Annotated in this window: 11 protein-coding genes; 4 read left to right on the forward strand and 7 right to left on the reverse strand. The window is 65.5% G+C overall.

The features are described 5' to 3' along the window. Positions 1–32 precede the first annotated feature (32 nt). From QPC17_RS08025 to QPC17_RS08035, 3 genes are all read left to right on the forward strand, one after another. Positions 33–674, forward strand: a complete 642-nt coding sequence (locus QPC17_RS08025; protein WP_062614084.1) for a TorD/DmsD family molecular chaperone — start codon at positions 33–35, stop codon at positions 672–674. Positions 675–743: 69 nt separating this feature from the next. Continuing rightward, positions 744–1,799: an ABC transporter permease gene (locus QPC17_RS08030; protein ID WP_285347211.1), complete on the forward strand. Its 1,056-nt coding sequence runs from the start codon at positions 744–746 to the stop codon at positions 1,797–1,799. Between the two features lie 57 nt (positions 1,800–1,856). Next, complete coding sequence (locus tag QPC17_RS08035) at positions 1,857–2,795, forward strand: ROK family glucokinase (RefSeq protein ID WP_276787076.1); 939 nt, start codon at positions 1,857–1,859, stop codon at positions 2,793–2,795. Between the two features lie 292 nt (positions 2,796–3,087). On the opposite strand, the gene mobA is transcribed toward QPC17_RS08035, so the two are convergent. The 3 genes from mobA to QPC17_RS08050 form a co-directional block, all read right to left on the reverse strand. Beyond that, positions 3,088–3,660, reverse strand: a complete 573-nt coding sequence (mobA, locus tag QPC17_RS08040) for a molybdenum cofactor guanylyltransferase (protein WP_062614086.1) — start codon at positions 3,658–3,660, stop codon at positions 3,088–3,090. Between the two features lie 237 nt (positions 3,661–3,897). Then, positions 3,898–4,326, reverse strand: coding sequence for a cupin domain-containing protein (locus QPC17_RS08045; protein WP_251769590.1), 429 nt, complete (start codon positions 4,324–4,326; stop codon positions 3,898–3,900). A 90-nt stretch (positions 4,327–4,416) separates the two neighbouring features. Beyond that, entirely contained in the window at positions 4,417–5,697 is a 1,281-nt protein-coding gene (locus QPC17_RS08050; protein ID WP_062614088.1) for an MFS transporter, read from the reverse strand. Positions 5,698–5,792: 95 nt separating this feature from the next. Between QPC17_RS08050 and QPC17_RS08055 the strand changes: the two genes are divergently transcribed. After that, complete coding sequence (locus tag QPC17_RS08055) at positions 5,793–7,118, forward strand: DUF4921 family protein (RefSeq protein WP_285347212.1); 1,326 nt, start codon at positions 5,793–5,795, stop codon at positions 7,116–7,118. A 96-nt stretch (positions 7,119–7,214) separates the two neighbouring features. On the opposite strand, the gene QPC17_RS08060 is transcribed toward QPC17_RS08055, so the two are convergent. From QPC17_RS08060 to QPC17_RS08075, 4 genes are all read right to left on the reverse strand, one after another. Beyond that, positions 7,215–8,783 carry an isopeptide-forming domain-containing fimbrial protein gene (locus QPC17_RS08060; RefSeq protein ID WP_285347538.1) on the reverse strand — a complete coding sequence of 523 codons (1,569 nt, stop codon included), beginning with the start codon at positions 8,781–8,783 and terminating at the stop codon, positions 7,215–7,217. Further along, positions 8,783–9,961, reverse strand: coding sequence for a hypothetical protein (locus QPC17_RS08065; RefSeq protein WP_285347213.1), 1,179 nt, complete (start codon positions 9,959–9,961; stop codon positions 8,783–8,785). The genes QPC17_RS08060 and QPC17_RS08065 overlap by 1 nt, the downstream gene beginning before the upstream one ends. 228 nt (positions 9,962–10,189) lie before the next feature. Further along, entirely contained in the window at positions 10,190–10,894 is a 705-nt protein-coding gene (locus QPC17_RS08070) for an ABC transporter ATP-binding protein (protein WP_062614094.1), read from the reverse strand. A gap of 37 nt (positions 10,895–10,931) precedes the next feature. Beyond that, positions 10,932–12,554, reverse strand: a complete 1,623-nt coding sequence (locus QPC17_RS08075; protein ID WP_070446368.1) for an ABC transporter permease — start codon at positions 12,552–12,554, stop codon at positions 10,932–10,934. Position 12,555: the final 1 nt, after the last annotated feature.

Raw genomic sequence — 12,555 nt, forward strand, 5'->3', positions numbered from 1 at the left:
GCACAAAACACCAATAGAGCGGAAAGACCATCATGATGAACGAAGATCGTATCGACGCCCTCGCGGCCGCCTTCCTCACCCTGGGGCGCCTGCACCTCGACGCGCCGGATGAGGCCACACTCGGCCAGTTGCGCCAGATGTACACCGAGTGGCCGCTGGCCGGCACAAAGTCGCCGCACACGGCGGCCGGCCTGCTCGACTGGGCCGAGTCGTTCGAGAAAGGGGAGAGCACCGACCAGCTGCGCTCGGACATCAACGCCCTCTACGGCCGTACGGCCACCGCGCTGGTGCCGCCATTCGAATCAGTGCACCGCGGCAAGGACGGGCTGGTGTTCGACGAGGAGACGCTTCAGGTCCGCGCCGAATACCGCCAGCTGGGGCTCGAAGCCCCCTACCTGCACAAGGAGCCGGACGATCACGTGGGCCTCGAGTTCGACTTCGTAGCCCAGGGGCTCGTTCGCACGCTCGGTGCGCTCGAGGTCAGTGCGCTGACGGACGCGAACCGGTACATCGACGTCGTGGGCAGGTTCTACCGGGAGCACCTGGAGCTGTGGGCGCCGCAGATGCTCGCCGCCGCACGGGAGCACGCCGCCACGGCCTTCTACCGCGGGGTGCTGGCGCTCTCGCTCGGGGCGCTCGAAGAGCTCGGCGCGCTGCTGGCCGATCAGGAGTAGCAGCGATTTGTGGTGTGAAGGCGCGCGTCGGCGCGGCTGGCGTGGACTAGTGGGTGCGGGGAGGTCAGTGTGAACGAAACGACGTGGCTGTTCGTCACCACCGGCATCGGGCTGGTGGTGACGGTGGCGGCGATCCTTGGCCTACAGCGATGGGCCGGTGTGAGGGCCGGGTGGCAGCCGATGGTGGCAACCATCCGAGCCGTGGTCCAGCTCGCGGTGCTCGCACTGGTGTTGCACGGGGTGTTCACGTATGCGTGGACAGCCGCGCTCATGCTGGCCGTGATGATGACCGTGGCCTCACTGACCGCCGGGAAGCGACTCCACGAGCTGCCCTATGGCAGGCGGGCGGCGGCGATCGGGATCGTCGCCGCCGCGGGTACCACCATCGCCCTGGTGTTCGGGGTGCGGATGATGGAGTTGACGGTCTCGAACTTCATTGCCGTGGGTGGGATCATCACGGGCAATTCGATGTCGGCGGCCACGTTGACCGGGCGGCGCTTCCTTGCGAGCTCGCAGGCGCAACGCGGGGAGGTTGAGGGCTGGTTCGCACTCGGGGCGCCGTCGAGCACGGCGTTTGGGCGGGTCAGCCGCACGGCGATCGAGGAGATGTTGCTACCCACAATCGACCAAACCAAGGCCACCGGCCTGGTGACCATGCCGGGCGCCTTCGTGGGCGCGCTAATCGGCGGGGCCTCGCCGCTGGAGGCCGCGCGCTTCCAGGTGGTGGTGCTGGTTTCCATCATCCTGGCGCAGACGATCTGCGGCATCATCGTCACGCGCGTGCTCTCGCGCGCCACGGTGATCGTCTCGGACGAGCAGCCGGCGGCTCCCACATCCGACCACAAGCGGGACAAGGCCACGCACGCGAAAGGCGAGGCGCCGAGGCAGGCCGATGCTGCCAACTCCGGGGCCGAGCCAGAGAAGTCCGGGGCCGAGTCGGACACCTCCGGGGCGTCCGTAGAGCCAGATTCCGGCGATTCCGACCCCGCCGGCCCTGCCGGCTCTCCTACGTCCGACACTCCCGAATCTCCCGAGCCGGCCGAGGCCGAGGGGGACGCGGAAGACGACGATCGTCGTCGTGCGGAGGACGCACTCCCGCGCCGGAAACGCAACCTGGGAAAGTAGCCCTTCCATCCGTCGTACTCGCCTGAATTCCGTGAATGATCATGCCAAAATAGAGGTATGAGCGAGATTATTGGCGTAGATGTTGGCGGCACGAAGATTGCTGCCGGTGTAGTCGACCAGGATGGCAACATCCTCAAGATGGCCCGCAAACCTACGGATACGCGCACGGCCGACTCCGTGGTTGCCACAATCCTAGAAGTGATTGAGGAGCTCGGCGCCCACGACGCCGACGCGATCGGCATCGGCGCTGCCGGCTTCATCGAGGAAGATCGCTCAACAGTCACGTTTGCGCCGAACGTCAACTGGCGAAACGAGCCGCTTGGCCAGCGTGTGGAGGAGGCGACCGGCCTACACACAGTGGTTGAGAACGACGCGAACGCGGCCGCCTGGGGCGAGTTCCGCTTCGGCGCGGCGCGAGAGTACAACTCGGCGGTGGTGGTCACGGTCGGCACCGGCATCGGCGGTGGCATCATTCTTGACGGCAAGCTGGTGCGCGGCTCGCGCGGGTTCGCGGGCGAGATCGGGCACATCAACATGGTCGAGGGTGGCATCCCGTGTGGCTGTGGCTTGCGCGGATGCTGGGAGGTTTACTCGTCGGGCGGTGCGCTGCTGCGTGCGGCACGCAAGATTGCCCGCCAGGATCGCGAGCGCTCCGCCGGCATGCTCGAGCTCGCCGCCGGGGACCCGGAGGCGATCACCGGCCTCATCATCACCGAGGCCGCACAGAAGGGCTGCAAGGGAGCGAACGACGCGTTCGCGGAGATCGGGCGCTGGCTCGGCCAGGGCATGGCCGACCTGTCCGCGTTGCTCGACCCGGAGGTGTTCGTTCTGGCTGGCGGCGTGTCGGAGGCGGGCGGGGTCCTGCTTCGCCCGGCGCGTGAGGCCTTCCTTGAGCGCCTCACGGCCCGCGAGTACCGCCCCGAGCCCGCCGTGCTCCTGGCTTCCCTCGGCAACGACGCCGGCATTATCGGCGCGGCCGACCTGGCGCGGGAGTAGTTCGGGCCGCGCGAGCGGGTGGGCTCGTGCGCATTTGAATTTCCTGGACGTTTTCGGGGCGATCTTCTATGTGGGAAGCTCGCCCCGAAAACCTCCAATCTCTTTTAATCTCCGGGTGCAAGGGAGCCGATAATCCGGACTTCCATGGTTCCAGTATCAGTATGCGCCAACTGGTCACTGCCCCGAGCGCCGACACAACTCGTGAACCTAAGCCCTACCGGGCCCCTCTAGCAACCGGCAGCCAGCATATTCACGACTTCCGCCCACGCCTCGCCACGCTCGCCTTGCACTCTCACAGTCGTGCCAGTGTTGCCGCGAGCGCCTCCGCATCCTCGGGGGTGTCAACATCGATGCACCAGCCCTCGCGGTCCTCGACCCGCGCCACGTCAAGCCCGCCGAACGCGCCCCGGATCGAACCGTGCCGCTCGAAGGTCAGCGCGCGCAGGGCACTCAGCCGGTACACGCCATGCAGGTATTGCGGCCAACCCTCGCAGTTCGCGGGAACCACACCGTCACACTCGACGCGCTCGAGCAACCACGGGTAGAGCCGCGGCGCGAGGGGAGCATCGCACGTGGCCAGCCCGACCACGGCGTCGTCGCCGAGATCTAGTTCGGCAAGGCCGGCGGCGACTCCCGGTAGGGGGCCGCCGCCGGGCGGATCCTCCAACGTGCGCACGACTCCCTCCGGGACTTTCACGCCGTCCGGCGCGATCACCACCGCTTTGCCTGAGAAGCCGATTCCGGCGAGCTCGTCAAAAAAGATGTCAAGCAAGCGCCGGCCGCCCACCACATAGTCAGGTTTGGAAGCACCCCCGAGGCGCGCCCCCGTTCCCCCAGCTTGAACGATGACTGCGGCTAGTTCCATACCCTCCAGCCTACCCGGCCGCCGGGCTATCGGCGCCACCCCCGACACAATTCGTGAACCTAAGACCCACCACGCGCCTATAGCAATCGCCAGCCGATATATTCACGACTTCCGTCGGCCAGGCCGGCCGGAACAGGTACCGGCGCCCGCGGGCACACAAATGGCGGGGAGCGCCCGCTCCCCGTCATTGCCATGCCTATGCGCTAAGGCGTACCCTAAGCCCTCGGTCTGTGAGTCTTAGTCCTCGTTCGGATCGGCCTCGGCATCGGCCTGAGTCTGGTGGACCGTGCCCGGTTCGTGGTCCGGCACCGCGTAGATGGTGTACAGCTTCAGCGGCTCGTCACCAATGTTGGTGACGTTGTGCCACACGCCGTCGGGCACGAAGATCGCGTCGTCATCCTCCACGATGCGCTCGAAGTTGAGGTCATCCTCCGCGGGACCCATCTGGCATTTGCCCTTGCCCTGCTCGATGCGCAGGAACTGGTCAATGCCGTGGTGGACCTCCAGGCCGATGTCACCACCCACCGGGATGGACATCACGGTCATCTGGAGGTGCTTGCCGGTCCACATGGTGGTGCGGAAGGTGTCGTTATTGAGGGTCTCGCCCTCCATGTCGATCACCCATGGCTTCTTACCCTGATCGTCGTAAATGCCTGCGTACTGCATTGTGCCCTCCTTAAAGGCTTGATTGCTTCCATTATCCCGCAGGCGCCGCTCCCCGGCCGCGCACTTCGCTAGCAAAGTAATTAGGTGAGCCTAAGGCTTCCGCCGCCCGACTTCCCTCACGCCCATGACCCACACCAACGCCACCACCAGCAAAATCGCCCCCGAAAAAGCGTAGGCGAGCAGGTATCCGGAGTGATCGATCATCACCCCGGCGGCGATCGGCCCGAGGATCTGCCCCAGGTCCGAGGACTGCTGGAAGAAGGACACCACCTTCGACCCCGGCCGCTCCCCAATAATGTCGGCAACGGCTCCCTGCTGCGAGGGCTGGATCGCCCCGGACCCGAAGCCTCCCATGAACGACGCCACCAGGATCAGCGCCGCCGAATCCCACACGCCCATGAGCACGGTGAACACGCCCGAGATCGTCAGCCCGGCCACCACCAGGTACTTGCGCCCGTACAGGTCAGACAGGTAGCCGGACCTGGTGAGGGCGAGCCCGTTGCCCGCCGCGAACGCCATGAGCGCGGCGCCCGGCAGCCACGTCGGCGCGCCGGGGATCGCGGCCGCCAGCAGCGGCACCACCGCCACCCGCACCCCGAAGTTCGTCCACCCCTGCGCGAACGCGGTCAGTAGCACGATCTTAAACCGCCGCAGTTGCAGCGCTTCGGCGATCGTCATCGGCTCCGGCGCACGCACGTTTTCTCCGACGACGCCGTCGCCCGGCTCGCGCAACACATCCCCGGCTGCGTCCGCCGCGGCTCCCGCGAGCGCCGCCCGCGCCTCGCCCTCAGACCCGCCAGCCCCTCGCTGCCCTTCCCTCGGGATCAGCACGAACACGATCGTTGCCGCGATCAACAACAGGACCGCGTAGATGGCGAACGGCCAGCGAAACCCGAGCGGTGCGAGCACCCCGCCCACAGCCGGCCCTAGGATCGAACCGAGCAAGAACCCGGAGCCATACGCCGCCGAGGCCCGCCCCCGTGCATGCACCGGCGAAAGCTTGATGATGAGCGACATCGCCGCCACACTGAACATCACCGAGCCAACACCGCCCGCCGCCCGCACTACCAGCAACTGCCAGTAATTCTGCGCCAACGCACTCGCCGCCGAAGACGCTGCCACAATCACGATCCCCACCATGTACATCGACCGCTCGCCGAACCGGGCCGCGAGCGCACCAGACACCGGCGCAAAACTGAGCCGCATGAAAGCGAAGGCGGACACGACAACGGTGGCGAGCGTCGTCGTGACACCAAAGCTCTTTGCGAACTGGGGAAGGACGGGGGCCACAATGCCGTATCCAAGCGAGACGACCACCGCGGCCGCCACCAAAACCCAGATTTCGCGGGGAAGTTGAACGCGCTCACTCACTCCGCCTTTCTACCACCTACCCGGGTAGGGTCAAGCCCGATGTGAAGACCGCCACCGCGCTGATAGAATAGGGCGGACGCTGAAAGGATATATGGATGCAGCCGTACGAAACCTTCGCTGAACCGCTGACCATCATGGCCGATGGCACAATCAAGCAGCTGAACCCATTTTCTGGGACGGAGGTATGGACTGTACCTGGGCGCGGCAACCGCCCGCTCGGGATCAAGTATCCGGACCCTCAACCGCTCGACCCGGCACACGACGGCCTCCACTGCGCCTTTTGCACCCAGCGCGTGCTCGAGACCCCGCCGGAAAAGTCACGCCTGATCCGCAAGGGCGACGACGCCGAGATCGTCCAGACCGACTCCGTGGACATGCTGTCGAAGCAGTGGGAGTTTCGGCGGGTGCCGAACCTGTTCGAGATCCTGTCCTTCGACTATTGGGCCGCGAACTACGACTACAAGCTGTCGCCGGCGGCCCAGCGCCGGATGGACCACTACATTGCCGACCCGGCCGGGCGCGCGCACGTCATGCGCGTGCTACGCAACAAGTATTGCTCGAGCATGACCCCGGAAGAGTTTGAGGAGCTACCGGAGGCCGACAAGATCAAGGGCGCCTACTCCTTCTTCGGGGGCGGCCACGACCTCATCCTCAGCCGTCGCCACTTCGTGGACGGGGCGACGGACGACACGCAGCTTGCGACGTCGGGAACACTGACCCCGCAAGAACACGAGTGGTACATGCGCATGACCGTGGAGGCGATGCGCGACCTGTATGAGACGAACCGGTACGTTCGCTACGTGCAGGTGTTCCAAAACTGGCTCAAGCCCGCAGGCGCGTCCTTCGACCACTTGCACAAGCAGCTCGTGGCGATCGACCAGCGCACGGTCAATGGCCGGATGGAAGTGGCGAAGGTTCGCCGAAACCCGAACCTGTACAACGAGGCCGGGGTCAACTACGCCAGCTACCACAACCTGGTGATCGCGGAGAACAAGCACGCGGTGGCGATCGCAGGCTTCGGCCACCGCTACCCCACGCTGGAGATCTGGTCGAAGTCGCCGCGAATCCAGCCGTGGGAGCACACGCGCGAGGAGCAGCGCGCCATGTCGGACCTGGTCCACGCAATGCACGCCGCCACCGGCGCGCACGTGCCCACCAACGAAGAGTGGTACACGAAGCCCTTGGATTCCGACGTCAACATGCCGTGGCGGATCCTCCTCAAGTGGCGCGTGTCCACCCTGGCCGGCTTCGAGGGCGGCTCGAAGATCTACGTCAACACGATCGACCCGTGGACCTTGCGCGACCGCGTGGTCCCCCGTCTGCTCGAACTTCGCGCGGAGGGCAAGCTCGCCGGCGGCATCTCGGTGGCTACCGAATGCTCCTGCGAGGTCAACTGCCTCAAGTACAACCCGACGCTGTAGCCACCGGGGCGCCCGGCGTGGCATGGACCCAGGCTGCACCTGTAGCAGTGGGCCCGGTTCTGCCGAACCGGGCCCACTATTTCTTGCTACCGCGTGCTACCGCCTGCGCGCGTAGCGCAGGAACGTCACACCGAGTGCCATCGCTCCCGCAGCAACGACCATGAGCGCGGACGTCTGCGCACCTGTCAGAGGAAGGGGCTTATCCGGCTTGGGTGTCGGCGTGGGAGTGGGCGTCGGGTCAGGCGTCGGGTCAGGCGTCGGGTCCAGCTCGGCCGTGTTCGTCACGATAACCGAGTAGTTCTCGCCAACCTTATCCACAGCCACCTCCGAGGTGAAGTCCTCCACCTCGTCCTCGGCATCCTTCCACACCTTCTTCACGGTGAGCTCGACCGGGGTGAGCACCACGAACTGGGCGGACGTGCGCATGCGCATCTTCGTATGGTCGGCGCGCCCCACGGCCTTGTTCACGAGGACGTCTCCCGACTTCGCGTCCTTCAGCTCCGTCTTCACCGTGATGGTCTGGGCGTCGCCGTATGGGAAGTCGGCCTTCGTGACCACGCGGATCGCGGTCGCGTTCTCCTGCACGCCCTTGGTCCACATGTCCGAGGGCTCGCCGGTCTTGCCGTTCACCTTGGCGTTCGGGTCCTCATCGATCGTGAAGGCCTCGGCCGTCGTGCTGTAGACGGTCGCGCCTTCCCCTGCCTCGACACCCTTCACTACCAGCGTGCCGCTGAACTTCAAGCCCTTGTCGTCGCCGTCGTAGGGCAGCACATCGATGACGTCGGTGACGGTCGACTTCTCCGGGTCCTTTGAGGTCAGATCAACGGTCCAGGTGTTCACCGCGACACCGTTGGTCAGGGTGTCGACAACCGGCTTCTCCACATGCTTCTTGATGGAAGTGTAGCCGGCTCGCGGCACCGTCACCTTGACCTCAGCGCGGCGCGAGTTGCCCTGGCTCGAAGCGACCACGGTGTTGGTGAACACGGCACCCGCCTTGGCGTCCTTCGGCATCGTGGCCTTGTAGTTGATGGTGTACGGGTTGTTCTTGAGCACGTCAATATTGGGCACGACGTCCTCAACCGTCCAGGTCAGCACCTGGCGACCCTCCGCGTCCTTCGAGACCGTCGGCTCGGTGGCGGCACTACCTTCCACATAGGTCATGCCGGGCGCGAGGGTATCTTCGATCACCACGGTATCGTTCGGCATGTTCGCGATCTCGGACTCAAGGCCAAAGCGGATGGTGTAGTCCGCCTCGTCGCCGATCTGGACGTCATCGTGAATACGCTGCTCGACCACCAGGTAGAAAAACGACTGCGGCAGACTCGACAGATAACCATTCTCACGGGAAACACGGACTTTGACGGCTTTCACCGTCGACAGATCAGCGGGCCTTGTATAGGTCCACCCGTCCTTCTCATCCGTACCCTCGTCGCGTCTCGTCTCGACGGTACCGCATTCAAACAGGTTAGGATCTTTGACCTCGCCCGTGTAGTAGAGGATCTTGAGCTCCTCTACCGGATCACCGTAATACACATTCGGCTTGGCATCTACATCGGCCACGACGTGCGCATCCACGAAGTCGACACGCTCCGTATCGAGGGTGTTGCACACCCAGGCGTCCGCCGCTGCCTCGGTGCGTTGCGGCACAATGCCAGACACCGACATCACGGTCGCACACTTGGGGCCCGCGAAGTATCCGACCAACCGATGCCGGGGTAGGCCTTCGGGTACTGCGAGGCTACCACCCAGGCGCCTGTCCAGTTACCGCGGACGATCGGAGCGCGGTTCTGATTGTTCGACGCGTCCTCAACCGACTCGGAGTCATCTGTAGCGACGTAGGTGGGTGACGACGCTTTCAGCGTCACATTCGTGTTGTCATTCGCGTTATTACCGCTCCGCACATAGGGCACCTTCACGCGAAGCTCGCCGGCGGCGATCACCGAGTTCGGATAGTTCGGCTTCACCTGCGGCAGGCGCACACCGTTCGAGTCGAAGTAAGGACGATCACCGGAGTAATCGAGGTCCGAGAGCGTCAGGCGGAAGGTATTGGTATCCGGGTCCACCAGTTCGAACTTACAGGTGGGGAAACGCGCGGTCTGATTCGCGGGGAAGCCGTCGGCCGAGTAGGGGTAGCCGGAGTGCACGCGGTCGATCGGAGCACACGCAACATCCTGCAGCGTCACGCGCTCGTTGCGCACACCGTTAATCGTGATGTCGTAGCTGACCTCCGACGGGCCCTTGGAGGACCCCGCCGAGTGCACCAGCGAGAAGGGGAAGTTCAGGTCCTGGAAGTTGGGGTCCACGACCGTCAACGACGACGGGCCACCGCCGTCAAACTTCGCATCCATGATGAAAGGCGCGATGATCGGGATCTCGGGCAGTGTAGCCTCAAGGCCACGGAACTGCGCCTTGGCCTTCACGTTTGATCCTGCCGGGCCGTCCATCTCGACACCCGAGAGGACCATTTGGGCGGTGCCCTGGTCGCGCGTGCCGATGTCGCAGGTCAACGTGCAGGCGTCTTCAGACAGCGCCGACTTACCGGCATCGCCACTCAGACACTGGCTCGGGATCTCGCCAAAATGAGCATTCTCCACTGTCACAACCAGCAGGTTGTCGGTGGTCGGTTCGTTTCCAGGGGCGGGGGCAGAATCGTTGATGTCCATCCACCAGATCATCGACAACACGTCGAGCCCGGAGGTCACCTGTTCCGGTTGGTTTTTCCATTGGACTTCGATTTCGTAGGCCTTCGTGCCGCCAGCGCTCTCTTCCTCGCCGTCGAGCGCGAAGCTCACCCGCGGGAACACCAGGAGCATACTGACCGTGAAGGCAAACAGGGCGAGCACTCATAGACGCACATGCGACTTCAACCAAGCTAGATCCATCACGACGATGACAAGTCCTTCCTTTTCCAACAATCAGAAACGCAAGCACTCATCGGTGACCTCATCGTCTCACCGGGGCAATCCTACAGGCGCTCGCCACGTGCACGAAGCACAAGCCTATTAAACCAAAGACTACCCCCGCGACGTTTCACACTAGCCAAACCGGACCTCACATTCGGCAGTTCCGGCCTAGGAAATCAGCCGGCGGACCGTGTCCGACGCCGGGCTCTCGCGTAGCTCGTCGGCCGTGCCGAGCTGGATGAGGCGGCCGTCCTCCATGACACCGATGAGGTCGGCGACGTTGAAGGCCTCGTCGCGGTCGTGGGTCACGTAGATCGCAGTGGCCCCCACGGCGGACAGGATCTCCCGCAGTTGGGTGGATAGGCGTGTGCGTAGGATGCGGTCGAGCGCGGAGAGCGGCTCGTCGAGCAAAATTAGGTCGGGGCGCGGGGCAAGCGAACGGGCGAGCGCCACGCGCTGGGCTTGGCCACCAGACAGTGTGGAGATCGGGCGGCCGCCATAGTCGGGCAGGCCCACCAGCTCGAGTAGCTCGGCCACGCGCTCGTGCCGCTCGGCCTTAGCCACCTTTTGCACTTCGAGCCCGTAGGCGATGTTGCCCTCAACCGACCGGTGCGGGAAAAGCTGGCCGTCTTGGAACACCATCCCGATGTTACGCAGATGGACCGGCACCCCGGCCAAATCGCGCCCGCCGAGCGACACCTCGCCCGTCGCCGGCTCCAGGCCCGCCACGGCGCGCAGCAACGAGGACTTCCCCGAGCCAGACTCACCCAGCAACGCCAGGATCTGGCCGGTCTGCAGCGTCAGCGACACGCCGTTGACCGCGTGCACCGGCGGCTGATCGTAGGACAGGTCAAGGTTGACGAGTCTCAGCATTCTCTCTCCTTCACTCGCACCTAGAAGGCACTTGCACCTAGAACGCACCCCGGGTGCCGCTTGGCCGCACCAGGTCGGTGACGAACATGATCACGCCCGTGAGCCCTGCCAGGATCACGGACCCGGCTAGCGCCATCCCATAGTTGTCGACGCCCGGCCGGCCCAGCAGCTTCGAAATGAGCACGGGCAGCGTCTGGTAGTCGGGGCTGGCCAGGAAGGATGTGGCCCCGAACTCCCCCAGCGAGATCGCGAACGCGAACCCGAAGGCGATCCCCAGCCCGCGCGCCATGATGGGCAGGTCGATGGTGGCGAGCACGCGCGCCGGGCTCGCGCCCAGCGTGGCGGCGGCCTCCCGCATCCGCGGGTCGATCGCGCGCAGGATCGGCACGAGCGAGCGCACCACCAGCGGCAACGCCACCACGGCCTGGGCTAGCGGCACGATCAGCCCGGTCGGCACGGACTGCACGCGCCCCCAGGTGACGAGGAAGCCAAAGCCCACGGTCACGGCCGAGATCCCGAGCGGCAGGAGCACGACGCCGTCCAGCACCCGCTGCCCCGTACGGACGAGGCGCGTGCGAGGCCGGCGTGACAGCGCGAAGGCGAGGATCACGCCGACCACCAGCGACAGCGTCGCCGCATCGAGCGCAATTTTCACCGAGTGGTCGAGCGCGTCAAGAATAGAGGTGCCACCGGCGAAGCCGGCGCCGGGCTGAGCCAACACCCGGTAGTTGTGCAGGGACCACTGGCCCTGCGAGCGCAACGACCCGGCCAACAAGCCCAGCAGCGGCGCCGCCAGGAAAACCAACACGGCCGCGGTCACCACCATCGCCGGAATAGCCGCGCGCGTGGGCCGCTTCGCCGGCCGTTGCGTCACGTCCAACGCGCGCTCCGTCCGCGCCGACAGCGCAGTGGACACGATCAGCGCCACCACCACAATCACCAGCTGCAACACGGATAGAACGGCCGCGTGCCCCAGGTCGAGGTAGGCGGTGGACTGGACGTAGATCTCCGACTCCAACGTGCCGTACCCGGGCCGGCCCAGGGTCTGGACGATACCGAAACTCGTGGAGCAAAACAGGAAGACGAGCCCACCACCCGCCGCGATCGACGGCCCAAGCTGTGGGAGCGTCACCGTGAAGAATGCGCGCGCAGGGCTCGCGCCGAGGGTGCGGGCGGCGTCGGTGAGATCGGCGATCCCCGCCCACATCGACCCCACCGTCCGCACCACCACGGCGTAATTGAAGAAGACCATCGCGGCCACCACGGCCGCCGTCGTCTGGCCAAGCCCAAGAAAGCCGAGCGGGCCGGCGTCGTCGAGCAGCGCACGGAAGGCCACGCCCACCACCACGGTCGGCAGCGCGAAGGGAGCCGTGGCGAACGCGCGCGCCACCCGCGCCCCCGGGATCTTCAGCCGGTAGAGCACGTAGGCGCCCGGCACGCCCAACACCACGGAGATCGCGGTAGCCGCGAGCGCCATGCCGAGCGTCTGCCCGACAATCCGCCACGTCCGCCCCTGGCCGAGGACCTCGCCAAACATGGCCGCGTCTCCCAGGCCCATGCTGAGCATGCGCCCCACGGGCCAGAGGAAAAAGAGGATGAGGAAGAGCGCTGGCACTGCCAGCGCTGCACCCCACCCCAGGTGGGCGACTCTTCCTCTCACG

This window comes from Trueperella bernardiae (assembly GCF_030246965.1).
Classification (GTDB): domain Bacteria; phylum Actinomycetota; class Actinomycetes; order Actinomycetales; family Actinomycetaceae; genus Trueperella; species Trueperella bernardiae.